The 23,575-nt window shown below is 54.5% G+C and carries 21 protein-coding genes; 10 read left to right on the top strand and 11 right to left on the bottom strand.

Annotated elements, in window-relative coordinates; genetic code table 11:
* Positions 1–20 precede the first annotated feature (20 nt).
* The 5 genes from ZBT109_RS06620 to ZBT109_RS06600 all read left to right on the top strand — a co-directional run bounded on the left by ZBT109_RS06620 (position 21) and on the right by ZBT109_RS06600 (position 4,519).
* Positions 21–680, top strand: a complete 660-nt coding sequence (locus ZBT109_RS06620) for a DUF2491 family protein (protein ID WP_027705721.1) — start codon at positions 21–23, stop codon at positions 678–680.
* A gap of 97 nt (positions 681–777) precedes the next feature.
* The gene (locus ZBT109_RS06615; protein WP_038278908.1) at positions 778–1,191 is read left to right on the top strand and encodes a DUF350 domain-containing protein; all 414 of its coding nucleotides are present in this window, start codon (positions 778–780) and stop codon (positions 1,189–1,191) included.
* Between the two features lie 63 nt (positions 1,192–1,254).
* Positions 1,255–2,100 (top strand): DUF1190 domain-containing protein, encoded by an 846-nt coding sequence (locus ZBT109_RS06610; RefSeq protein ID WP_169734019.1) that lies wholly within the window; start codon positions 1,255–1,257, stop codon positions 2,098–2,100.
* A gap of 92 nt (positions 2,101–2,192) precedes the next feature.
* Positions 2,193–3,359: a glutathionylspermidine synthase family protein gene (locus ZBT109_RS06605; RefSeq protein WP_027705718.1), complete on the top strand. Its 1,167-nt coding sequence runs from the start codon at positions 2,193–2,195 to the stop codon at positions 3,357–3,359.
* A 35-nt stretch (positions 3,360–3,394) separates the two neighbouring features.
* Positions 3,395–4,519, top strand: a complete 1,125-nt coding sequence (locus tag ZBT109_RS06600) for a DUF1190 domain-containing protein (RefSeq protein ID WP_169734018.1) — start codon at positions 3,395–3,397, stop codon at positions 4,517–4,519.
* 678 nt (positions 4,520–5,197) lie between these two features.
* On the opposite strand, the gene ZBT109_RS06590 is transcribed toward ZBT109_RS06600, so the two are convergent.
* A complete protein-coding gene (locus ZBT109_RS06590) occupies positions 5,198–5,446 on the bottom strand; it encodes a hypothetical protein (RefSeq protein WP_027705716.1) in 249 nt (82 codons plus the stop codon).
* A gap of 217 nt (positions 5,447–5,663) precedes the next feature.
* Here ZBT109_RS06590 and ZBT109_RS06585 point away from each other — a divergent pair, with 217 nt between their 5' ends.
* Entirely contained in the window at positions 5,664–6,251 is a 588-nt protein-coding gene (locus ZBT109_RS06585) for a TIR domain-containing protein (RefSeq protein WP_027705715.1), read from the top strand.
* A 384-nt stretch (positions 6,252–6,635) separates the two neighbouring features.
* Here the strand turns inward: ZBT109_RS06585 and ZBT109_RS06580 are convergent, their stop codons facing one another.
* Genes ZBT109_RS06580 through ZBT109_RS06570 form a run of 3 tightly spaced genes read right to left on the bottom strand, consistent with a single transcriptional unit; the run spans position 6,636 to position 9,402 of the window.
* A complete protein-coding gene (locus ZBT109_RS06580) occupies positions 6,636–7,463 on the bottom strand; it encodes a TIR domain-containing protein (RefSeq protein WP_027705714.1) in 828 nt (275 codons plus the stop codon).
* A gap of 46 nt (positions 7,464–7,509) precedes the next feature.
* On the bottom strand, positions 7,510–7,953 hold the full coding sequence (locus tag ZBT109_RS06575; RefSeq protein ID WP_027705713.1) for a TIR domain-containing protein: 444 nt from the start codon (positions 7,951–7,953) through the stop codon (positions 7,510–7,512).
* 12 nt (positions 7,954–7,965) lie between these two features.
* On the bottom strand, positions 7,966–9,402 hold the full coding sequence (locus ZBT109_RS06570) for an SIR2 family protein (RefSeq protein ID WP_027705712.1): 1,437 nt from the start codon (positions 9,400–9,402) through the stop codon (positions 7,966–7,968).
* Between the two features lie 1,052 nt (positions 9,403–10,454).
* Here ZBT109_RS06570 and ZBT109_RS06560 point away from each other — a divergent pair.
* Both ZBT109_RS06560 and ZBT109_RS06555 read left to right on the top strand, forming a co-directional pair.
* Complete coding sequence (locus ZBT109_RS06560) at positions 10,455–11,354, top strand: dihydrodipicolinate synthase family protein (RefSeq protein ID WP_324603187.1); 900 nt, start codon at positions 10,455–10,457, stop codon at positions 11,352–11,354.
* 33 nt (positions 11,355–11,387) lie between these two features.
* Positions 11,388–12,422 (top strand): nucleoside recognition domain-containing protein, encoded by a 1,035-nt coding sequence (locus ZBT109_RS06555; protein WP_197714375.1) that lies wholly within the window; start codon positions 11,388–11,390, stop codon positions 12,420–12,422.
* Between the two features lie 483 nt (positions 12,423–12,905).
* Here ZBT109_RS06555 and ZBT109_RS06550 read toward each other — a convergent pair whose 3' ends face one another.
* From ZBT109_RS06550 to ZBT109_RS14095, 4 genes are all read right to left on the bottom strand, one after another.
* Entirely contained in the window at positions 12,906–13,631 is a 726-nt protein-coding gene (locus ZBT109_RS06550) for a type 1 glutamine amidotransferase (RefSeq protein WP_027705709.1), read from the bottom strand.
* A gap of 51 nt (positions 13,632–13,682) precedes the next feature.
* Positions 13,683–14,993 (bottom strand): MocR-like B6 salvage transcription factor PtsJ, encoded by a 1,311-nt coding sequence (ptsJ, locus tag ZBT109_RS06545; RefSeq protein ID WP_027705708.1) that lies wholly within the window; start codon positions 14,991–14,993, stop codon positions 13,683–13,685.
* Between the two features lie 179 nt (positions 14,994–15,172).
* Positions 15,173–16,477 (bottom strand): aminotransferase-like domain-containing protein, encoded by a 1,305-nt coding sequence (locus tag ZBT109_RS06540; protein WP_197714374.1) that lies wholly within the window; start codon positions 16,475–16,477, stop codon positions 15,173–15,175.
* A complete protein-coding gene (locus tag ZBT109_RS14095; RefSeq protein ID WP_267878428.1) occupies positions 16,474–16,602 on the bottom strand; it encodes a hypothetical protein in 129 nt (42 codons plus the stop codon). The genes ZBT109_RS06540 and ZBT109_RS14095 overlap by 4 nt, the downstream gene beginning before the upstream one ends.
* A gap of 236 nt (positions 16,603–16,838) precedes the next feature.
* Here ZBT109_RS14095 and ZBT109_RS06535 point away from each other — a divergent pair, with 236 nt between their 5' ends.
* Positions 16,839–17,708 (top strand): PhzF family phenazine biosynthesis protein, encoded by an 870-nt coding sequence (locus ZBT109_RS06535; RefSeq protein ID WP_027705707.1) that lies wholly within the window; start codon positions 16,839–16,841, stop codon positions 17,706–17,708.
* Between the two features lie 465 nt (positions 17,709–18,173).
* Here the strand turns inward: ZBT109_RS06535 and ZBT109_RS06530 are convergent, their stop codons facing one another.
* From ZBT109_RS06530 to ZBT109_RS06520, 3 genes are all read right to left on the bottom strand, one after another.
* Entirely contained in the window at positions 18,174–19,415 is a 1,242-nt protein-coding gene (locus ZBT109_RS06530; protein ID WP_051524014.1) for a glycoside hydrolase family 28 protein, read from the bottom strand.
* A 374-nt stretch (positions 19,416–19,789) separates the two neighbouring features.
* Positions 19,790–21,019, bottom strand: coding sequence for a glycoside hydrolase family 28 protein (locus ZBT109_RS06525; RefSeq protein ID WP_051524012.1), 1,230 nt, complete (start codon positions 21,017–21,019; stop codon positions 19,790–19,792).
* A gap of 135 nt (positions 21,020–21,154) precedes the next feature.
* Entirely contained in the window at positions 21,155–22,654 is a 1,500-nt protein-coding gene (locus ZBT109_RS06520; RefSeq protein WP_051524011.1) for a carboxylesterase/lipase family protein, read from the bottom strand.
* A 228-nt stretch (positions 22,655–22,882) separates the two neighbouring features.
* Between ZBT109_RS06520 and ZBT109_RS06515 the strand changes: the two genes are divergently transcribed.
* Positions 22,883–23,569 (top strand): pirin family protein, encoded by a 687-nt coding sequence (locus ZBT109_RS06515; protein ID WP_232012875.1) that lies wholly within the window; start codon positions 22,883–22,885, stop codon positions 23,567–23,569.
* The last annotated feature ends 6 nt before the right edge of the window (positions 23,570–23,575 follow it).

The following is a 23,575-nucleotide window of genomic DNA, read 5'->3' as shown; positions in this document are numbered from 1 at the left end:
CCGATGAGTCGTGAGGCCCCATGTCTCGTTTGTTTGGTACTATCAAGAACCTGTGGGAAAGTCGTCAGCGCACGGATGAAGCGTCCGATACCGTTACGCCGTTTCAACTGAAATCCGGAGCGACAGTCGTAATCGACAGCGTACTGCCACTGCTGCTGCGCGACCACTCGCCGATCGAACCGTTTACGCAAGAGTCTGTGTGGAGCGTAGGCATCATCGACCTCGGTCAGTCCACCTATCTTCACCGCTTCTATTTTGATGATGAGGATTACTGGCTGCAGGTGCTCTCGCATGGCCAACGCGATGCGCAGGGCGAAGATCTGATTCTGTTCGTGTACGAAGAAAGCCTATCCGTTACCAGTGAAACCGAACTCAAACGCTTGGCGGGGCCGCAGAGCGATATCGGACTTCCCGAATACGAATATGATGGCTGCACGTTCTATCGTCAGTGGGGCTCAGAAGAAGGGCAGACGGAGCTTGTACCGTTGGCCGAGCAGGTGCGTAGTCCGGAAGAACACTATAAAATCAATCACCTCAGCATGCTGTATGCGCGCGACATCGACCTTACGGATCGCCGCGAATTCCTGCTGTTTTCGGTGGAAGAAGACGCTGACGGCAACATCAGTATCACGACCTCTCGCGGCGTCACGCTGATGCCCAGCGACATTCAGGTCATCTGATTCGGGAATGAAGAGCTTGCCGTGTCGCACGCGGCAATCGCTATCCTCGTTGGCATGGCACTGCCATCCAGACACTTCTTAATAGGGGAACACCAACATGACGTTCAGTGGATCACTGGCCGGCCTTCCTTCTTTCATGGCGTACATGGGGAGCGCCATTGCGTTCTTCATCGTTTTCCAAATCATCTACACCCTCATCACGCCGCATCACGAATTCAAGCTTATCCGTCAGGGCAATCTGGCTGCCGCCATTGCATTGGGTGGTACGTTGATCGGTTTCGCGTTGCCGGTCAGCAACGTCATTGCCCATGCCACCTCGCTCATGGATTTTGCCATCTGGGCAACCGTGGCCTTGGTAGTCCAGTTGCTGTCCTTTATCGTAACGTCTCTCACGATGAAGACACTGTCGGCACGCATTGAACGTGATGAAGTGGCCGCCGGTATCTATATGGCCGCCGTTTCCGTGAGCGTTGGCATGCTAAACGCGGCCTGCATGACGCCAGCGTATTGAACATGATATTGGTCGGTGGCTCTTCAACCGATGAATAGACGCCGACCACAGGGATTGAATGCAATGAGAAGAAGAAGTCAGGTGGGGCTGGTTCTGGCCGGCACACTGCCATTAATGCTGGCAGGCTGCGGTGGCTCGGCCCCGGATACCTATACGCTCAGCAAGACGATGAGCTTTCCATCAGTAGCGGAGTGCGCTCAGGCTGGATTTTCAGCGAATGTCTGTGCCAGCGCGTTCATTAGCGCACGCAACGACTATGAGCGCACCACGCCTGAATACGACTCCAAGCAGGCGTGCGAGGACGATTTCGTTCCCGATTACTGCGTGGCGAAGACGGTAGCGCCGACGCTAGAGGAACAGACCCTTTGGCGTCCTCGGATGAACGGTTTCACCCTGAATGTGGAAGGCGAGCTGAGCGAAGCACAGGTCAATCAGGCTAAACAGGAAGCCGCTGCATCCGGACACGCGAACGATAACCAACTGCTGGAAGGTATCCTGCTGGGCTATCTGCTGAAGAGTGGCATGCAAGGTTCGCTGCTGTATGGGCCGGCTCAACCCACGTATCTGGTCCGCGACCCTGCCGTGCAGCCCCAGCCGAATACATCGACCGGCAACAGTTACAGTGGTAGCAGCTATTCCGCCTCTCGTTATGGTGGTGGTATGCGTTCATCAACGCTGGGAGAGCAGGTTGAACGCGGGCAGCACTATTCGCAGTCTCGACAGTCGCAGCGCTATGGCAACGATTACTACCATCGCCCCAGCACGCTAGGCCAGTCCCTGCGTTCTTCATCTTCAAGCTCAGGGCTGAGTCGTCATGCCGCGTCCTCCTCCACATCGCGGGGCGGCTTCGGCAGCCAATCTTCCGCACGCGGAGGATGGAGTGGTCACAGCAGCAGCCACGGCAGCTAAGAAAAGCATCGTGAGGACGCCAATCTCTTTCAGCGCGCTCACGATCTCATGGGGGAGTGCCTGCACGCAGCAACAGGCAGGAGAAGAAAACTATGCAGCGCATCACATTAGAAGAGAGACCTGATTGGCAACAGACGGCCCATGCTATGGGCTTCGATTTCCATACGATTGACGGTGAACGTTATTGGGATGAGCGGGCCTGTTACCGCTTCAGCAATGCCCAGATCGACGTGCTTGATACCGCAACGCAGTCCATCCATGACGTATGCCTTGCCGCAGTCGAGCGGGTTGTGAACAGCGATCATCTGCTGGAACAACTTCAGATTCCTGCTCGCTTTCACAGCATGATTAAAGCCTCATGGGCTAGGCACGACCCTCACTTGTATGGCCGCATGGACTTTTCCTTCGATGGCACGCAGGCCCCCAAGCTACTGGAACTGAACTACGACACCCCGACCAGCCTGCTGGAAAGCGCCGCCTTTCAGCTTGTCTGGCTGGAACAACGCATCGCACAGGGCGCGCTGCCCAACGATGCCGACCAGTTTAACCTCGTAGCACAATACTTGGCAGAACGCTTTGCAGAACTACCCAACAGGCAAGTGCCTTTTTATTTTGCGGCTATCGGTACGTCAGCCGAAGATCGTGGCACTACTGAATTCCTACGTCGGATGGCAGAGCAAGTGGGTATCCAGACCCGCCATATCGACGTGGAAGATATCGGGCTGACAGCAGAAGGTGTCTTTGTCGATCTTGATGAGCACCCCATCAAACGGTTGTTCAAGCTTCACCCGTGGGAGTTCATCTTTGCCGAACCGTTTGGCAAGGCAGTGCCTGCTTCCAATACACAATTCTTCGAACCTGCTTGGAAAGCGATCCTTTCTAACAAAGGCATATTGCCGATTCTCTGGGAAATGGCCCCCAACCATCCCAACCTGCTACCGTCATATACCGATGGCTCGCCGGAGTCACCGGTTCCGGCAGGGTGGGTACGCAAGCCTTATCTTTCCCGTGAGGGAGCAAATGTCACGCTTCAGACAAGCGATGGTGTGTGCGTTGCCGCAGAAGGGCCTTACACCGATTCCGCGTGGATTCTGCAAGAACTGGCCCCGCTACCACGCTTTGGTGACAGCTATACCTTGATCGGGTCATGGGTGGTTGGGGATCGTGCCGCGGGGATCAGTATTCGCGAAGATAACAGCTTGATTACACGGGATTCCAGCCGCTTTCTGCCGCATTTCATCTATGATCAGCCGTTATAATGGCACTTCAAGCACATACTCATCAGGGATATACCATGACACGATCGCTTCATTCGGGCCGCCATCAGACCATTGCATTGGCCATTACGGCCTTGCTTGCCGGAGCACCTCATGCCATGGCGGCACCCAGCGGCGATGGCTCTGATGGGGAACAGGTTCGTCTGACACTTGATCTGCCGATGCGGACGACACTAGAGTGCATGGAGATTCTTGGGAACGGTGCCTCCACGCAATGCGTACGCGCCTATACTTCCGCATACGAAGAGGCTAGAGCCCACCCACCGCAATATGCATCACGCCAGCAATGCGAAACGCAGCATGCCCAGACCGTGTGTGAGATGAATACGTCATCCAGGTGGGTGCCGATAATCATCGGTATGCAGTTGACGCTTCAAGGGACACTGCCCGCCACGGTCGTGGGGCAGGCTCAGAAAGAAGTGACCCAGCAAAATACGCCAGCCCGTGACACTTCACGCCAACTGGCAAAAGCACTGATTCAGGAAGCACCCGCTGCATTTTCTATAGCCAAATCCATGCCTCTGTTCGGCGACAGAGACGCCGCACTGCCATTGATCGAACCGGTGAAGCATGAGGCTATTGCTACCACTCAGCCCGTCCCCGAAGCGTCCTCTCCGGCGGCGTCAACGTACCCAGCGGCAGCAACGCCCTCCGAGAGCGGATTGAGCTCAATGGTCGCGCCTGCGTTGGCAGGAGCAGCCGTCGCTACGGCACTTCAATCAGGCGCTTCCCATAAAGCGCCTGCACCACAACCCACGGCGACAACACCATCTGCCAGCAGTTACGGCAGTAACGGTAGCTATAATAGTGCGGATTACCGCTACGGCGCCCCGCCGACACCCGCGTATGACAATGGCAGAAGCAGTTCTGGCTCAACGCGCCCAACCTCCACAGCGCCTACTGCTGCTTCACGTCAGAACTCAACTCTCGGAAATACGCTGCGACAGGGCGCAGCCAACAACGATGATCAGCAGCATGCTGCTTCAGGCGCGCTATCGCGTGGTAATACCGGTAGCTCGACAGCGGCCCGACAGGGCTGGGGAAGCAGCTCTTCCAGCGGGGGAAGTCGATTCAGTAGTAGCAGTACCAGCAAGTCATCGGGATCAACCAGCCGTCGCAGCTTCTTCGGTAAGAAACGCTAGCCCCTACGCGGTGTCATAGCGAGCAGACGGAGAGTCTGTCTGCAATCCATAAAAAAGAGGGCCCAGCAAAGGCCCTCTTTGCTCACCTGCACACTGGTGATGGGGTGCTGTCGAGCACAGGCCAGTGCCTGTTCACAGACGCGCTTGGCTCCCAACGACGATGCCACTGTATTAATCGCTTCCAGCTCGACTGTCTTTCCAGCGCGGAGCGCAGCACTGAACGATGCGGCTCCCTCGGTTTCTACCGCTATGACCGGTACATCATGCCACTGCTGACGTACCAATCCCTCGACAACACTACGGCATCAGGCGTACAGCCCGCCGCTGCCACTTCGTCAATCATGCTGGCATGACCTTGCCACAGTAGCGGATCATCGAAAGAGAGTAGGCAAGCCCCAGGTCGTCTCGAATGCGATGGATGCCGGATACATAGGTCTTGATAGCCCTAATAGCACGATAAAGGCGGCGCTCCAAGCCAACCAGTTATTCACAAAAATCGATCAGCTTCTGAGCGTCTGATTCCTTGATGTAGAGCTCAGAGTCGAAGCAACGTCTGAGGAACTGAGAAGGAGGGTAGTAGGAGCTCAACCCGGGCGATCCATTGGTTAATTGAGCCGTCAATTCGGGATCGGGCGTAACGATCGCGTCGAGTGCAAAAGAGGCCACGGCTGAAAAATCCTAGATGTAAGGCTGGACGGTGTGGGACACCAAAATACCCGGCGCATCCTCGCCCTGCTCCATATGCTCTTCCAGCTCATAGACAAGAGCTTGGCTACCTTTCCCGCCATCGGTGCTGCGCAGCGTCCCGACTTTCGTGACAATGTCATCGCACCAAGGCAGCTTTAAATTTGTGTAAAGCACACCGCGAAGCTGGTTGGTTCTTCCAATCCCTGTTGCATATAGCTTAGCGGTGTTGATCTGCAGCATAGACAGTTCCTGATTACCAAAACGGACTCAACATGCCATGATGATACATAACGGCGATCTACGTGGGTGGCCGTGCCGCTCGTTTCGATCCAGATTACAATGCCACGGATTTTCACCCAATTGATGCCCTTCAACAAACACAAAATGTACAATGCCCGACGTAAAGCGGCAATTAGTCATGTTTTTTGGGTTCCCAGACAGCCCATTGGAGATCGGAATGGCGTTTTTTACTCAGGCGGAAGCACGTAAAGCAGCGCAACAAGCCACTCGGGGTAACCGCAGCCCGAGTGAAGTCCTCACCCAAGTCCAGAAAAATTACAAAGACGCTGATCGGTTTGACACCTTTCTTTCTCACGCCATGGTTGACGCCGAACTCGTCCTTGGAATCAAAGTCCTTCTTGAGGCGGAGGGTCAAAAGGTTTACGTAGACTGGATCGACGATCAGGTCCTCGAGCGTGATCGCGTTACTGCGAAGACTGCAGACATCTTGCGCAAGCGCATGCGCCAATCCAATTCACTGCTCTACCTCGCCACTGAGAACGCACCGAAGTCCAAATGGATGCCGTGGGAGTTGGGCTATTTCGATGGCTTCAAGAACGGTGCAGTAGCGGTTCTGCCGGTGTTGGAGAAGCCGGACTCGCTCTTTGAAGGCCAGGAGTATCTGGGGCTCTATCCGGTGATCACTAAAGAAAAGCTTGCAAACAGCTCTCCTAGGCCCGTTCCAGGTCGTGGGATACGTAACCCCTACGGATTGGGGTCTTTGTTAGATCCGGGGCATATGGGCGGCCCCAAGATTTTCCTGTAATGCTGCGGAGCGCAGCCTTCGGTCCATGAGTCACCGTTACCTCTAAGGTGCCGACGCTAAACTCGCCGATGAAGACCACGACAAGCGCCAGTCCTTACCGCGCGGATACACTGGAAACCTGATTGGGCACTTCTGCCCACCGTAGATTTCAGCCATCCACGCAACGAATCGTCTGGTGAGGGACAGACGCAACAGTGTTCCATCTTTGCAGCCCTGTAGCAGCTGGGGCTGCTCCATAAGCGGCATGGACACGTCAGGATATCCAAATTTAGAAATTGCGCTGGCCGGCATGACATGCTGCCTGGGCCACGGACGCAATGTGTAGGTTTTGCACGTTGCACCGATGGCAGGCTCTTGACGCCAGCAGTAAAGGCAGTTGCTGTCCTACATCGTGAGTGATGCGCGCTGCTGTTGATATTTGCTAGGGAGATTGAATCGACTGTAGAGGGCATCCAGCACGGTTTCTCCACGGTTGGTGGACGGCTGTTGGACAAGCCACTCTCGCAGTTGAGCACCTTGTACGGGCGGCAGGTGATCGTTGAAAGCCCTGAAGGCCATTAGATGCTGCATGCTTTCAAGGCCCAGGTTATTGAACCCCTTGACGCTGTCGAGGGTAGCGCCTGTTAGTCGCTCTCGAATTCGGTTAGGCATGGTGTGCTGTACCTGAAAGCTAAACTGCAATTCTGAGTAGATCCAGGGTGAAAATGTTCTATCTCTGTCACCAAAGCTCACGGGCACAGATTTTTCAGAACGCACGAATACAAAGGTTTCAGCTTGGGCAATGGTGCGGTGAAGGGCACTAGCAAGCATCATGTGGACATCTGCATAGACACGATGAGTGTGCGAATCCTTCGTTTCTTTATCCAATGGCCGAGTTTTCGCGATGATTTGGGCCACCAGGTCGCCGAAATAGCCCCACACCGTAGAGTCGACGAAGACATTCAGGCCGAGCTCGCTCAGCGCGAGCGCTAGATCGATAGCATTTCGCTGATCCGCATGAGAATGGGAAAGAAATACGTCGTACTTGGTTTCTGGGAAAATCTTCGCCGATAGGGCTTCGGCATCCAGGACACTGCACTGGTTATACGACCCGATAAAGAACTGGGCGAGGTTATCCACCCGCATCTTGGCATCTTGAATGTAACTGTGGATGCTGAAATCATGGGGTTGATGGATGGGTTGGTAATGTTCGATTTCGAAGCCTACGTACATCAGTTAACTCCTTGTTTTGAGAAAAGGCGCGGCGCTCCAGCCCGGTTTACGGTTTGCCAGCGGCCTTTGCGGCTGCTTCGATCCACTTTCCGAGGTTTTCACGGCCGTTATTAGTGTTCCACAGATAGTGAGACGCGCCTGAAACACGCAAACTGCAGCAGTTTGTCGTATCGCCTTGCAGGTTGGCGATTTTGCTGATGTCGACGGTCAGGATGCCATTGCCCCGGGCAACGCTTTGCTCGATTTCATACTTCACCCATTTGCTCTTGTCGGTAGTTGCCCCTACAAGAACGACAGTCACGCTGGTGCCATGCAGCTGGTCATTGATCCATTTCTTGATGGCCGCATCGCCTTGACGTTCAACTTCTTCAAAGTCAGCCTTATCTATGAAACCACCCATCTGGCCTGAAGCGATAACATTGCTGTTACGCACGTTCATTGCGCGCTGAACATCCTCATACTGGAAGCTGAAAAACACCTTTCTTGCCATGATATTCGTCCTTTAAATGAGTTCCAGCAGGCGCAGGATCACGTTGCGTGCACGATCAAGGTCGGTACCCTCGGTGCCCAATTCCTGCAGCAGGGGGGTGATTTCTTTACCATGTTCGTATTTCGTTTCGTCATAGGAATTGATGACCTCTTTCCAGAGCTCTGCCGAGATCGAGCCGGTGATACCTATGGGAATAACGAAAACGCCAGCAGCGACGGCCAGATCGAACTCTTCACGCATGCCATTTGAAGGCACTACTTCACCGCAGCCCGGGCGGACCTTGTTTCCGAAGAGGAAGATAGCAATGCCTGCATGGGCCAACATGTCGCGCCGGTATTCCGTCCACAGCTCCTTTAAGGGTCGATCGCCCGATTGGCTTTGCGGGAACGGCCTGAGGATCAGTTGGTCGCTGTCCAGTCGATGGCCGCTCATGATGGTCTGCTCAATGACGCCTGAAATCACTGCGCTGCCGATACCCAAACCAAAGCCTGAAATAACTCGGAACTCAGCCTCACTGATCTTTTTACTGAGGTGGTGAACGAAATGTTCGGATTCGCTCTGTGACCAAGGGCTGTAGTCATGAGCCGCCCCGGAGATGAAAATGGTTTTGCGTTTGTGGCGATGTTCAATTTCTTCTAGGATCGCCGTGATCTCCTTGAAATCATCGACGTAAACTGCTTTGATCCCGAAGCGAAGAAGCTCCTGTTTGAACAAGTCTTCCTTTCGAAGGCGGTACTCGAAATCGGACTGATCTTCATCCTTCCCCTGGCTGACGTTGCGCAAGATGCAGTAGTGCTGGCGCTGGTGCTTGGCGTATTGGACGCGTACCCGGCTCAGGATGTAGTCCAAGTTCGGATCGGTAAAGCTAAAGCCCAGAAACAGAAAGGTCTTGGAAACCAGATCGCCACTGAGCGCAGTGATATACGGCTGCATCTTCACGTGATAACACTCGTAGTCGTCGCGGATCAGCACTGCCTCTGAAGCGTGTTCGACGTCACCGTGCATTTTGTACACGACAGCATCGCGTTTGGGCTTGGTCGTAGCCAGTTGCTTGACCGTGTGTTTGACGTCAGCGATCTTTTCGTTTTCCTCAAGGGCCGTCTCAATCAGCTTGTCGTAGTTAGTTGTCCAGTAGGTCTGGATCGGCAACCTGGCCAAGATCCTGTGGTTATCTGTAACTTTTACTTTTGTTGAAAATTCAGTCACCAGCATCTGATCAAGCTTAGAGCGGTTGGCCCCATTAGCGTTTGAATGGTACTGCGCCAACGCAACCAGATCCGTTTCTTTGTCGATGTCCAGATCCAGCTCATCGGCAATGGGCTTGAGCAGCGTTTTCCAGTTTACAAAGCCAGCGCCCTGCGAAAAGCCGGCGCCCGCGAAAATCGCGAGATTCCCCTCGGCCATCTCCTTCGTGAGCGTGTCAACGAGCAGCAAATGATTCTTTTTCATACTATTGCACTACCGATTGGATTAAAGGTTGTGTGCCCTCGTGCCATTGCCCCGCGTATCAAACAGTGCGAGGCCAGAGGTGTGTTGGGCAACGTCAATAACACGAGACAGAGTGGCATTTCAGGAAGCTCGTAATGTGTGCGTGCGATCAGCGTACCAAAAGACCTTTTCGTACAAAACCTAACATCACCAAGGCAAAATGCCATCTTTTAATCCATGATTCAATCCGTGAGCACGGGGGCAATACCGCGCTACTACGCACTGGCCACTGCCGCTTCCTATGAGTAATCCCCACCGGCTGCGGGTCGGCGCCGATGTCTCATGTCAACTGATAGGCTTCTCCACGACCAAGATAGTAGACGATGCGAGTTCGGCCGTACCCACCGAAGGTCACAAAGGGATGCCGAGTTGGTAAAGCATTGCCCGAACTCGCAGAGGGTATTAGGGAATTATGGTCGTCGGTGTTTGACCCCGCAGCATTCCACATTCAAGATGGCCCCCAGTTGAAAGCTACCTTGTCTGGTGATCTGCTCCCCGCACATTCGGAAAAAGTTGTATCAACTGCTGGTCTGTACATCGACACTATCGTGCTCCTTGTCCGACTCTCAAGATCGCTCAGCTTTTTACGACTTCGATGTTAGCCGGAGTGGTTGAGTTCTGACGTGGGTGCGGAATGTAACGGGTGATGCACCAAGACAGGTAATGCTTCAGCAACCGCAGGTACTGGTCACGAATAGGCGAATCGATGTGCGGAAAATGTGCCGTTTCAGCTTTGCCGATTCGGGCGACCAGGTTGTCGGCTTGACGGTCGCTTTAGAGCCAGATGGCGTAACCGTCCAACAAAGCCAGAATCGCTTCAAATCGTTCCGCCAATATCTTGTATTTAACATAATATATATTATGCGAACATAGGCAATTCTCCGGTACCAAGCGTTTTTTCACCATCGCTAGCCTTTATTTCCAATCCGGCTCGGTGCTACACTCGTTTGGCCCAATCTTTGTCATATGACAAAGATTAATATGAAACAGGAAATTTAAGGAGTTTTCTTCACATGTCCATCTTCACCGGTCTGAGCTCGTTCGTGCTAACGCCTATGAATGAGCAACGCATTGATGAATCCTCTTTTTCGAAGCTGATTCAGCGGCTGGCTAACGCCAAGGTCGATTCTATGGGGGTAATGGGATCAACGGGCAACTATGCCTATCTGTCGCGCGAAGAACGCAAGCGCGTGTTGGAACTAGCGGTCGATGCCGCTGACGGTGTTCCGTTGATCACCAGCATTGGAGCCGTTCGTACTCGCCAGGTGCTTGAGCTGGCTGAAGATGCGCAGAAAGTAGGCGCAAAGGCGCTGCTGCTGGCGCCGGTCTCATACCAGAAACTTCGTGAAGAGGAAGTTTGGGCGTTGTACAAGACCGTCTGCGCCAACATTTCGGTACCGCTGTGCATCTACGATACGCCGTCCACAACGCAGTTCGTGTTCAGTGACGAGTTGCATACCCGCCTTGCACAGTTGCCTAACGTTGCTGCCATCAAGCTGCCGGGCGTTCCCAGCATTCCTGCTGATGAACGACTAGCAACTGAGCGTATTGCCCGCCTCCGTCAGCTTATCCCAGATCACGTGGCGATCGGCATCAGTCATGACATCCGCGTCGCTCCGGGCCTGAATGGGGGCTGCGATGTCTGGTTTTCGGTGTTAGGCGGCCTTTTCCCGCGCATGTGTCAGGATATGGTGGAAATGGCACGGTCAGGCCAGCATGAACAGTTGACGGCCGCTTCGGAGACATTGGCACCGCTTTGGTCGCTTTTCGAGCAGTACGGTGATCTTCGCGTCACGGCAACACTTGCTAGCATGCTGGGGCTGACAGCTGTAGACAACCTACCGCTACCATTGCGCCCGCTGGATGCGCCTGCGGCAGCACAGCTGGAAGCCATCATTCCGCTGCTGTACTGACCACTGCTGTATTAGGTCACTGAAGCTGCTTTAATGCATGAATTATTCGGGCCGCTGCTGTCGGAAAGAGGCCCGAATAATCATTCAATCAACACAATAACAAACGGGAGTAGTTCAACGGTGGATGTGATCGGCATAATGATGTCGGCAGGAAAAGCATCTGTGGACATTGCGCTCTATACCTTGATTCCCATCATGGTCGTCATGCTCGTGGTAATGAGCTATCTGGAAGAAAAAGGCGTTATCGGCTGGATCATCACCAAAATCACGCCGGTACTGGCGCCATTCGGCATCACTGGCATGGCCGCCTTTGCGGCGATCCAGATGTCCTTCATCAGTTTCGCGGCGCCCTTGGCCACGCTGACGCTGATGGAAAAGAAAGGTACTTCGGATCGCAGTATGGCGGCCACACTGGCCATGCTGATGGCGATGGGACAAGGCAACGTCTTCCTGGCTTTAGTACCCTTTGGGCTGAACTGGGGAGTGGCGATGATCGCCTCGTTCATTGGCGGCGTTGTGGCATCGTCGTTCACTTGGTATCTCTGCGGACGTCATCTGTCGACCCAGCGAATACACGATCAAGATGCAGAAAAACTGTCGCTTCCCTACGACAATGTCAGACCCAAAAGCGTGATCACTGTTATCAGTGATGCGGGACGCGATGCCATCAGGATGTCGTTTGCTGCCATTCCGATGCTGACAATCTCGCTGGTGATAGTAGGCCTTCTGCAGGCCGCAGGCTTGGTCAGCCTCATTGAATGGGCTGCATCTCCCCTACTTCGCCGCTTATCACTGCCGGACAGCTATATTTTGCCCGCCTTTACCAAATGCCTTGCCGGCGGTACCGCCTATTTCAGTGTTATCAGCGAAATGGTGCACAATGGAAGGATCAGCGTGGCCCAGCTGAATGCGTCGGCCGGGCTGCTCATTCAAACATTCGATTTAGCAGGTATGGGCATATTCTTAGCAATATCGCATCGCTTCGCGCGCTTGATGCGCTACGCGTTGCCCGGCATTGCTATGGGTATTGCCGTGCGTTCTATCATTCACTTTTGCATGTTTGGCTGATGTTTTGCCGTGTGACAAAAACGATAGCCTTGAATAACACGCTGCAGCGCAGCTAGCTGGCTCGTTCATCAAGATGCCTTTCTGGTGTTTATCGCAAAGCAGGCAGAAAGGCATTTTCTCATCTTGATTCCTTCTCATCATTGTCCTTTTCAGCCATCCCGAGCCTGATGCTGCCTACTGGTAGGCTGATAAAACGCCATTATTGCCTTGGACGAGCTGAACGAAACGTGATCATTGAAATGGCCATTAGAAAGAATGCGCCGTCGATCACTTATGCCGTGGTGCAGGAGCGTTTCTGATGCAGTGACTACCGCCCAGAACGAGTAAGAAGAATGATGACGTGCTTGGTTGGCGCGGTGATGTGGCCGCGAGTGTGTCCTGAACGGGGCTTGACGAAGATACGGCCTCTATTTTCTTTTCGACCTGCCTAACAGCCTTTATTAGGCGGTCTAGCAGGTCGAATGAATAAGAGCTGCGGATTAATTAAATCGCCGACTTGTCGCAGCGAGCAGCAAGCTTGTCCAAGAAGGTGTACAGCTTCTGGTTCATGTCGCTGTAGTCGTGGGCGCGCAACTGTGCGGGCGTTTCAATGAAGCGGTGAGTCTCTGCAAGACGCAGTTCTTCTTCCGAATGCGTGATCAGTAATTCGACAACATCCGGTGTCAGTTCCATATGGCATTGAAAACCGAAGACGCGATCACTGTAGGCCACGATCTGGCGTGGGCAGCCTTCGCTGTAGGCGATCAGCTCGGCGTCTGGGGTCAGGCCAGGCATATCGCCATGCCAGTGCCCCACATTCAATGGGCTGCCAAAATGGGCGAACAGCTCATGCGCCTGTCCAGCCTCGGTCAATACGATCGGGAACTTACCGATTTCCTTTTCGGGGCTATGATCGAAGGCGGCACCCAGTGCTTCTCCGATCAACTGTGACCCCAAGCAGATGCCAAGAACGATCTTGCCTGCCTGAACGGCTTTGGCAATCAACGCCTGTTCAGCCTGCGCGTCGAAATGTGCGCATTCAGCCATCGTTGTTGCGGGACACTGTGGACCTCCCATAACGACCAGCATGTCGATATCGTTCACGGCCGTCGGCAAAGGTTCGTTCAGATAGACGCGCGAATGGCTGACGCAGTGATGACGCTGCTCTGCCCAGAGCGCGTAGGCCCCCGGTGCTTCAAAAGCTTCATGAATGACGAAATGTAGACGCATAGGGGATCCTCTTTATCTGTTCGTATTCTCTGCCGAAGCAGGGTCAAACACTCATGACGAGTGAAAATAAGGTGCCAGCAGTTGGGCTAACTTCTTCGTAAAGGTCGTGGCGTCGGCTCCCGACATATCCGATACGGTAATGCGTATGCCGTGGGATACCTGCTTTAAGGCAAAGATTTCGCCTTCGCGTACCAGCCAACCGTACTTGGCCAGCGCCATCACAACGGGCGTGCTCTCTCTAGGCAATGGTACCCAGATATTCAGCCCATCATGGCTCTCGGACAATGGAATGCCGTCTGCCTTGAGCAGATTCACCAGCGTCTCGCGCCGCATGCGGTACGTTTCGCGAGTGGATGCAATGGTGGCATCGAAGTTGTCCGCTTGCAGGCTTGCCAGCACGATATCCTGCAGAATGTGGCTTACCCAGCTGCTACCTGCATTCAATCGCAGCGCTAATCGCTGGGCGGTATCGGTGTCACTAGCAATGAAGGCCAGTCGCATGTCTGGCCCGAGGAATTTGGACGTCGAACGAATCAACGCCCAGCGTTGGGTTTCCTGCGGAATAACATGCTGATATGGGTTGTCCGAAAGCAGCGAAAAATGATCGTCGATGATGACCAACACCTGCGGGTACTGCGCCAGCAGCGCACGAATGTGCTCCGCACGTGCAGCACTCAAGCTCCATCCTGTCGGGTTGTGCGCTCTCGGCGTGATGATGATGGCCTGAACGCCCCGAGCCAGCGCGCCAGATAAAGCATCAGCGCACATCCCTTCTTCGTCCATGGGCACCGCCACGGGAACCAAACGATTGTTCTTGAGCGTATTGATGCTGCTCAGAAAGCAGGGGTCTTCCACCGCCACCCGATCGCCCTTGATGAGATGGCTGGAAAGAATCCGTTCAACGCCGTCCACAGCGCCATTACTAAGCGTCAAGGCAAAACCAGTATCAATATCCTGCCCTAACCATGCCCGACCATATTCTTCTAGGGCGGCTTCTACGGGAGGCTCGCCATACAAGCGAGGTGTCGCGCTGACGCGCCCTAGCACTTTTCGAATATCAGGCAGCAGCGATGTCGAAGGGTTACCCCCTGCTAGATCGGTCAGCGCCAGCCCCGGTGGCGTTCCTTCCTGTGGGGCATCGTGCGCGATTGAGCGAATGACGGTGCCGTTGCGCCCTTTGGATTCCGCGATGCCTGCCGCAACCAGCCGCTTATAGGCCAGTGCCACGGTGTTCCGGTTTACGTCAAGCGTAGTGGCCAGCTCTCTTACCGGTGGCAGCGTATCGTTTGCGTGAAGCGCACCCGATTGGACGGCGAGTCGGATCTGCTCGAATATTTCACCAGCGGTTTTACCTGATATCATGATAGTCCTATGACAATATATAATCTTGCCCATGTCAACAGCATTGATGCCATGTAAGGATGCCCATCCTTCGGAGAGGGGGACGCATGACCAATAACACCATGCCTTGCAGAAGTGCACGCCGTATCAAAAGCCCTACTGCCCTGAACCCCGGCCCTTGCAATAGCGAACGGCTTTATTCATATCAGCTGGGCGGCGGCCAGCGCTCCTAGCCTTCGCACGCTGTTCTGATAAGTGTTCGTTATCTCGAAGCAGGCGGCCATGCGCAGACAGTGATTGAACGAAGGATTGCGGGCACAGAGCGCGCCCGGCATGCACAGAATATCTTCTATCAGTGCTGCTTCACACAGCATCAGCGCATCTATGCCCTCGGGAAGCTCTATCCAGAGAATAAACCCGGCTTGTGGCTGGCTGACCCGCGTGCCTACCGGAAAGCTATCCGCAATCAGTGCCCGCAGCATGGCAACCTGTCGATCATAGCGCCGCCGAAGCTGACGCAAGTGGGCATCATAGCCCCCGTTTTCGAGAAAAATGCCCACCGTTTCCGATATCGACAGCGGTTCCGCTACGGTCGTTGCGAACTTGAGCTGCTGGGCCTGATGTGTGAAGCGCCCCGCGTCCAGCCAACCAATCCGAAAGTCTGGCGCAAGCGTCTTGCCATAGCTTGCGCACACCATTACCCAACCTTCTCTATCAAACGCCTTAATGTTGGGAACCTGCTGGTCCCCCAACTGCAGCTCGGCATAAAGAGCATCTTCAATAATGGCGAGCTGATAACGGTGCGCCATTTCGACCAGATGACGACGGGCAGACACAGGCATCGTAAAGCCCAAGGGGTTGTGACCAGTCGGGATGGTGATGATGGCCTTGAGCGCCTGCTGCTCAATGATCGACGGCAGCGTATCAAGGCATAGCCCATGCTGAGGATGGGTTGGCAGGCTGACGATGCGTCGTCCAAGACTCTCCAGCAGCGGATACAGTGAATAAAACGTGGGGGTTTCGATGCCAATGGCATCACCAGGTTGAGTAGCCGCCTGAACGGCCAGGCTCAGCGCCTCCATGGCACCGTGCGTCAACAGGATGCGCTCCGCATCAAGCGCCATACCCAGTTGTAGCCCGCGCCGAGCAATCTGGGTGCGCAACGTAAGCGACCCCGGCGGCAGTGCATAGCGCGAGAGCACATCCGATTCGCGCAGCAGCTTCGTCATAATCGTTTTCAGGCGCTGAGTGGGATAGAACTTTTCCCCCACGGGACAAGCCAGCGCCAGATCAATGCAGGTCCCCCGTTGCCGCTTATCCAACAACGCGGCCAACAGTCGGTCAGCCTCAGAACGAAAATGAATGAAGGCCTGCTGATGATCGGTGATGGCGCCTACCGGTGAACGGTGCTGCAAAGCGGGCAAACTATCGCAGACGAAGTAGCCCGAGCGAGTGCGTGCCGTGATCAACCCTTTGTCTTCTAGCAACTGATAAGCGGATTTCACCGAATTGAGGCTGACACCATGGGTACGCGCATAGTCCGAATAGAAGCCAGCCGCGTACCTGCCGGCAGCTGACCGCGCTCGATTGAGCGCTCCAGCGTATCGGCAATGGTTTCGTACAGATACACGATATTTCTCCTCGTCCTTGTCCGCCTTCGGCACTGTTAGCTGCCTGTCACTCATGGCGGGCAGGTACAGAGACATAGCCACGGACAGTGTGGAGACGCAAGAGACAGGAAACAACTGTACCCATTGAAAAGGGGCTGTTTTGTATCTGTATCCTAACAAGTGAAGCGTATACGCTGCCTGTCGTAGCGTATACGCATGGGCTTCCCAACCACTGATGCTGCCAGAGAGGTGATATATGCATGCCATAGACTTCAAGCAAGTAGATGTCTTTACCACCCGCCCCTTCAAGGGCAACCCGGTGTCCGTCATCATGGACGCCAGTGCGCTTTCGAGCGAACAGATGCAAGCCATAGCGCAGTGGACGAACCTGTCAGAGACCACGTTCGTTCTGCCATCGGAGCATCCTGACGCCGATTACAGGGTACGCATCTTCACTCCTCAAAGTGAACTGCCCTTTGCAGGGCACCCCACCATTGGCACTGCTCATGCGCTGCTTGAGTCTCAACGCATTGCGCCTCGCGAAGGCAAATTAATACAGGAATGTGCGGCAGGGCTAATCCCGTTGCAGGTCACACCCGAAAGTGAAGGGATCCGCATCGCTTTTGAGCTCCCTCCACTAACGATAACGCCTTTGAGCGATGAACACATCGAGCAGCTGGAATGCTTGCTGCAGTGCCAGATCGACCGTACCTATAGACCAGCGTTGGTCGATGTTGGGCCGCGCTGGATCGTGGCTCAGGCACGCGATACTCATACCTTATTGGCGAGCAAGCCCGCGTTTGCCAAGCTGGGTGAGCTACATCAGGATCTTGATGAAACCGGCGTAACGCTGTTCGGGTTCTACGCTGACGCATCCCGAATAGAAGTCCGTTCGTTCGCTCCCGCCTGCGGCGTGAATGAAGATCCAGTATGCGGCAGCGGTAACGGCGCCGTGGCAGCGTTCATTCGTCATCATGCCATCAGTATCCCCGAGGACGGGCTACTGACATCGACACAGGGACGATGCCTAGGGCGTGACGGACACCTCTGCCTTTCCATTACTGGAGATGCCATTTCTGTAGGCGGTCATGCCCTCACCTGCATCAAAGGCACTATTAACGTCTAGAAGGTCTAGAGGCATGCCCGCGATTACCGTCACGGATGATCCAATATTCAAACAAGAAAACAAAACCAGGTCAGCAGTGCCTTCCGATACCTCTTTGCGGAGGGTTCAAGAAGCCGGTTTATACACGAGTGGCATAGCATGGTTGAGGGTGTTGGGTGGTTTGGGACTTGCTGTCGAAGGCGCTACTGGTATGACGTCATCTGTCGCTAAATCAACAACGTAGAACTATCCACGGCAATCCTTACCTCGACGCGTATGTCCAAAGGTTGCTGAACAGGCATACGCAAGGCATGAGAGAGGCAAGGAGATTAAAACGAGAAAACGGATGACCCGGTATGGCCAGCGGCGATTACCTTTTCATCGCGTCGTGTTTTGATCAGGCGGCTCAGAGATTCAGGGATCTTCTGGCGGTCTTCCGCTTCTTTATTATTGTTGTTTTTGCGGAGTCTTACCTGATAGAAATAATTACTTGGTTACGGTGGCGTTGATCAGCGTCCAGGTGGTTCCTTCGGCGAGATTGACATCCGTCATTGTCGGCGTCAGCGTGCTGGAAGCATTAGTACCGTTGAGAATGACAGCACCTTTCGTCGTCGAGCAGACGTCGTTGTAGTAGACATCGTGCCAGTTAGCTTGAGTGCTGCCCGATTTGTTTTCGTATACCGTATCCATCACGATCTGGTTCTTCACATCGTTCATCGTCACGTGATCGTAATAGACACGCGCGACTTCACCCGATGCAGACTTGTCACTTTTGATACGCAGCCCGTTGGTGGTGCCATTCATGGTCAGTGTATTGACATGAATGTCATAGACACCGTCCTTAGTTTCACTGCCGATCGACATGCCATGCCCTGCCCCAAACGTGTTGTTTAAGAAAGACATATTACGGGAAGCGCCCGTGTCAGGGTTAGCCTTGACCGCAACGTTGTCGTCACCGGTGCTGATATTGCTGTTGGCTACGGTCACGTTCTGCGAAGAGATCGGGTCGATGCCGTCGGTATTGCGTGCCGTAGACGGTGTGTCAATGGTGACGCCCCAGGCTGTCAGGCCGTTCCCTTTCTTGAATACAACGTGGAAGTTAGGCGAGTTCTTCAGCGTGATCTTGTACAGCGTGATGTTCTGGCTGTTGTCGATCTGAACCAGACGCGGTGCATTCTGTTTGTTCTTTTGCGTCTTAGCATCGGCGGCCAGCTGCCACCACGTGGTGCCTTTGTCGCTCAGCTCTACACCGCCCTGCCCGTCGATAGTGCCTTCACCGTAGATACCGCTATTAGAGGCATTCTTGAGGGTGATGAGCGCGTTGCAGCCTTTGCCATCGCTGTTAAGCGTACCGCAAGTGTTGCTGCCCTTGTCGAAGGCAGCAGCATTGTTGACGGCCTGTAAAACGGCACCTTTGTCGATGATCAGGCTTCGATCAGAAGGAATCGTGATTGGGCCACTTAGAAACGTGCTGTTGCTGTCGCTTGCGACCAGTTTCACGGCCTGACCGGTAGGACAAGCGTTCAGAGCATCTTGAATCGTTGAAGTAGCATCGGTACCGGCAGCCGTCAGCGTCGTGCACGCATCAGGCGTTGTTGGCTCGGAGACGTCACGTGTGTCTGCGGCACGGGCCGCGCTGATATCCATCAGTCCCGCAATAGCGACACCGCTCAGCGCTGCGACAGGCAGCCATTTTTTGAAAGAGTAGCAAGCAGGATTATTAAACATCCAGGTTTCCTTTTATTGTTTGTTGTCATACAGATAGTGCTCTTTAAGAGCGACACCTATACAAACACAGACACAAAAAACAAAGAAATACTTAAGAATGTGCTGCCCACCCCCACAAAGCCATACGAGTCGTATCGGTATGTTGATTGCATACAAAAAAGCCTTCAATGTGCGTCGCCGTAAGCGTGCTAGCGATGAGCATGGACCATAAAAAAGGCCTTCCCCATTAAGGAGAAGACCTTTAATCCAGCAAGATATGGCGCGAATACACGATACTCGGTCGCTCAAGGCGATCAGGCATTCATTCAGGCATTCATACTGTCACCACCAATGATGGCAGACGATGTTTGCATCCATGCTGCGCCCTTCAAGCATTACTTGATGATGCTGGCGTTTTTGAGCGTCCAGGTCGTGCCTGCCGCCAGGTTGACCGATTTCATGGTCGGTTTGAGGGTACTGGAAGCGTTGGTACCGTTGAGGATAACAGCCCCTTTAGTGGTCGAACGGACATCGTTGTAGTAGACATCGTGCCAGTTGGCCTTGGTGCTGCCCGATTTGTTTTCGTAAACGGTATCCATCACGATCTGATTTTTGACGTTGGCCATCGTTACGTGGTCGTAGTAGACGCGCGCCACTTCACCGGATGCGGATTTGTCACTCTTGATACGCAGCCCGTTGGTAGTGCCGTTCATGGTCAGTGTGTTGACGTGAATGTCGTAGACGCCGTCCTTAGTTTCGCTACCGATCGACATGCCATGACCTGCACCGAACGTGTTGTTCAGGAAGGACATGTTACGCGAAGCACCTGCGCCCGGGTTGGCCTTGATCGCGACGTTGTCGTCACCGGTGCTGATGTTACTGCGCGCCACGGTCACGTTCTGCGAGGAGATCGGGTCAATACCGTCGGTGTTGCGTGCGGTAGCAGGCGTGTTGATGGTGACACCCCATGCGGTCAGACCGTTACCCTGTTTGAACACGACGTGGAAGTTCGGCGAGTTCTTCAGCGTGATCTTGTGCAACGTGATGTTCTGGCTGTTGTCGATCTGGATCAGACGCGGTGCGTTCTGTTTCTTTTTCTGCACCTTGGCATTGGCGGCCAGCTGCCACCACGTAGTGCCTTTGTCGCTCAGTTTGACGCCACCTTGACCGTCGATGATGCCTTCACCGTAGATACCGCTGTTTTTCGCACCTTTCATGGTAATCAGCGGGTTACAACCTTTACCGTCACCATTGAGGGTACCGCACGTTTTGCTGCCGTTGTCGAAGGACGACGCACGGTTAACGGCGCGCAATACAGCCCCTTTATTGACGATCAGGCTGCGACCGGTAGGAATGGTGATCGGACCACTCAGGAAAGTACCGGATGCCAAGCGTACCGCTTTACCTGCTGGGCAGGCATTCAGTGCTTTCTGGATAGCGGCTGTAGCGTCGGTTGAGGTACCTGTCAGAGAACTACAGACCGCCGGGGCAACGGGTTCAGCCACTTTGCGGGTATCTGCGGCGTGAGCGGCGGTGACGTCGATCAAGCCAGCGATGGCAAGACTGCCCAGCGCAGTGGTTCGCAGTACGTTTGCAAATGAGTGGGAAGCGTGTTGCTCAGTCATGAATTTATCCTTGTTATCAGTATTTTAATGGATGTGTTGGCTCTTTGAGAGCGGTGTCTATGCAAACACGTATCCATCTGATAACAAAATCTTTTTGATTGTCTTTCATATAGTTACAATATGGAGCACCCTGCGTTAATACGCATCGCCCACACAGGCTTCGACCAGATCAAGGCGCGCCGCCCATGGATCTGGGCTTTTCATCGCGGTATGTGGCACTCCTCTTTCATCGATATGCAGGATGTTGTTTTCACGCGGCTCGAAACATCCCCAGTGTGGCCGTTCATTGCCATTAGGGTGCCCCTGTCGCGCAAAGGCGGTCCAATAACCGTGCATGAGGGTGGCAACTTCTTGATCCCGCTCCGTCATAGGCGCATGCAGCGTGCCCAATGTATCGAAGACGAATTCGATTTCACCACCATGCGGTGCTCCCGACAGTCCATCCGAAAGCGCCTGAGGCACATAGGCAAAGCGATACAGCCATGCTGAGGTCTGGTAGCGTCGAACCATGCGAGCAATGAAACGTGCTGGCTCTGCCATCAGCGTGTCTGCCGCCAGTTGCTGAGCAACATGCGCTGGCGGCAGATGGGAAAAGAGTGCATAGGCACGCTTATAAAGCGCGCGATCATGCTGAAACGGTGCCAGCGCGTCTTCAAGTGTGCGAACCGGTGGCGCAAAGCCAAGGTCGGCACTGGTCGTCCCAATCAGCAGTGGAAGGCGATGAAAGGCCCCGCGCTGGAACAGCGTCTGCGGCTCGTCCTCAATCAACACGCCGTCAATCATTGGCGCACAGTAACCGGGGCGCTCATGCAAGTTCCCCATGTGCAATCCTTCGACGACGCGCTCGACGGGCACAGCGCGCAGGGCATCCAGCGATGCCGCCGACTTATCGGCCGGGACACCAAGCTTTTGAGCCAGTGCTTGGGTACGCGCCACAGCAGAGGCCCAGTCGTTGCCCGGCACCAGATTGTGTCGTCCACCGCCGGACTGAATGATCGCTTTATGAAACAGCCCCTTTGACACACGCGAGGTCAGCAGTGAGATGATCGACATCGCCCCTGCTGATTCGCCAAAGAGCGTGACATTGGTCTCATCTCCGCCGAAAAATCCGATATTACGACTAATCCAGCGCAGTGCTTCGATCTGATCCATCAGGCCATAATTGCCCCGGAGCGGGTCATCTTCCAGCGCAGGATGCGCAAAAAATCCCAACCGCCCCACGCGATAGTCGATGCTGACCAGTATGACGCCCGAGCGTGCGAAGGCGCTGCCGTCATAGCGCGCAGGCGATGAGGTACCGCTGATGAAACCACCACCGTGCAACCATACCATCACGGGCAGCCGATGCTGGCCGGTACAACCGTCGGGGCGCCAGATGTTCAGCCGCAGGCAGTCTTCATCCATCGGTACTCGGTGGGCTTTTCGGGAGACCACATAGGGGTGCTGAGGACAGCCAGGCCCGAACTCAAGTGCATCCAGTGTCCCGGCCCACGGCCGCGCCGGGCGTGGCGGTTGCCAACGATGTGCCCCCGTGGGAGGTTCCGCATAGCGAACGCCCTTGAATACTTCGACACCCTCTGGCGTGCGGCGACCACGAATGCGCCCCAATGCCGTACCCACTTCCGGTGCTGCCATTTAACATCCCCTGCTGAATCCGCCCAATGTACGTGCCAGATGCTGGCAACATTCCTTCGACTTTAATAGACACAACCCACCGCGTGCCGTTCACCGCATATGCAGCAATCCCGTCTATAGTGAAGCCTGAAGCTCAGGAGAGCACGGCAGACGGCGCTCTGTCCCATCTGCCTCACACATGGAGAGTGACTAGGTATGTTGAAGGTTCGCAAGGCAGAAGAGCGTGGCGTGAGCCGACACGATGGGCTGATCTCGTGGCACACATTTTCATTCGGGGAGTATGCTGATCCGCGCCACCCCGGCTATTCGGATCTTTTGGTTATCAATGATGATCGTGTGGCCGGCGGGCACGGTTTTGGCGCTCATCCGCATCGCGATATGGAAATCCTGACCTATGTGCTGGAAGGTGCGCTGGCGCACCGCGACGGTATGGGCAGCCACTCGATTCTCTATCCGGGTGAGATACAGCTGATGAGTGCAGGCACAGGCGTCACACACAGCGAGATGAACGCCTCTGCTGATGACGAAGTGCATTTTCTGCAAATATGGATCGTTCCGCGTGAACACGACCTTGCGCCTCGCTATCAGCAGCGCGTTATCGCCCCAAGCGAGAAGAATGGCCGCCTTGCACTGATCCTGTCGGAAGATGGGCGCGATGACTCATTGATGATTGCGCAGGATGTCAGTATCTATATCGGCATGTTCGGGCCGGGGCAGAAAGCGAGCCTGCCGCTGGCCGAAGGGCGCTGCATCTGGTTGCACGTTGCCACAGGGCAGATCAGCGTCAATGGGCAGCTTGTACATGCAGGGGACGGTGTCTGCATCGAACACGAATCCCATCTGGTACTCAAGGATGGGCAGGATGCCAAGGTCATCGTGTTCGATCTACGCCAACAGCCTTTCACGGCCAGATAAGCCAAA

Source organism: Zymobacter palmae, from assembly GCF_003610015.1.
GTDB lineage: Bacteria > Pseudomonadota > Gammaproteobacteria > Pseudomonadales > Halomonadaceae > Zymobacter > Zymobacter palmae.
Note: the sequence above shows the minus strand (reverse complement) of the source record. Positions and strands in the feature narration are given on the sequence as shown.

Coding starts and splice junctions, on each gene's coding strand:
- ZBT109_RS06525 (WP_051524012.1), bottom strand. CDS start 21,019: ATGACTGAGCAACACGCTTCCCACTCATTTGCAAACGTACTGCGAACC.
- ZBT109_RS06555 (WP_197714375.1), top strand. CDS start 11,388: ATGCATGAATTATTCGGGCCGCTGCTGTCGGAAAGAGGCCCGAATAAT.
- ZBT109_RS06550 (WP_027705709.1), bottom strand. CDS start 13,631: ATGCGTCTACATTTCGTCATTCATGAAGCTTTTGAAGCACCGGGGGCC.
- ZBT109_RS06600 (WP_169734018.1), top strand. CDS start 3,395: ATGACACGATCGCTTCATTCGGGCCGCCATCAGACCATTGCATTGGCC.
- ZBT109_RS06615 (WP_038278908.1), top strand. CDS start 778: ATGACGTTCAGTGGATCACTGGCCGGCCTTCCTTCTTTCATGGCGTAC.
- ptsJ (WP_027705708.1), bottom strand. CDS start 14,993: ATGATATCAGGTAAAACCGCTGGTGAAATATTCGAGCAGATCCGACTC.
- ZBT109_RS06535 (WP_027705707.1), top strand. CDS start 16,839: ATGCATGCCATAGACTTCAAGCAAGTAGATGTCTTTACCACCCGCCCC.
- ZBT109_RS06590 (WP_027705716.1), bottom strand. CDS start 5,446: ATGCTGCAGATCAACACCGCTAAGCTATATGCAACAGGGATTGGAAGA.
- ZBT109_RS06620 (WP_027705721.1), top strand. CDS start 21: ATGTCTCGTTTGTTTGGTACTATCAAGAACCTGTGGGAAAGTCGTCAG.
- ZBT109_RS06610 (WP_169734019.1), top strand. CDS start 1,255: ATGAGAAGAAGAAGTCAGGTGGGGCTGGTTCTGGCCGGCACACTGCCA.
- ZBT109_RS06570 (WP_027705712.1), bottom strand. CDS start 9,402: ATGAAAAAGAATCATTTGCTGCTCGTTGACACGCTCACGAAGGAGATG.
- ZBT109_RS06605 (WP_027705718.1), top strand. CDS start 2,193: ATGCAGCGCATCACATTAGAAGAGAGACCTGATTGGCAACAGACGGCC.
- ZBT109_RS06585 (WP_027705715.1), top strand. CDS start 5,664: ATGGCGTTTTTTACTCAGGCGGAAGCACGTAAAGCAGCGCAACAAGCC.
- ZBT109_RS06530 (WP_051524014.1), bottom strand. CDS start 19,415: ATGTTTAATAATCCTGCTTGCTACTCTTTCAAAAAATGGCTGCCTGTC.
- ZBT109_RS06560 (WP_324603187.1), top strand. CDS start 10,455: ATGTCCATCTTCACCGGTCTGAGCTCGTTCGTGCTAACGCCTATGAAT.
- ZBT109_RS06520 (WP_051524011.1), bottom strand. CDS start 22,654: ATGGCAGCACCGGAAGTGGGTACGGCATTGGGGCGCATTCGTGGTCGC.
- ZBT109_RS06580 (WP_027705714.1), bottom strand. CDS start 7,463: ATGTACGTAGGCTTCGAAATCGAACATTACCAACCCATCCATCAACCC.
- ZBT109_RS06575 (WP_027705713.1), bottom strand. CDS start 7,953: ATGGCAAGAAAGGTGTTTTTCAGCTTCCAGTATGAGGATGTTCAGCGC.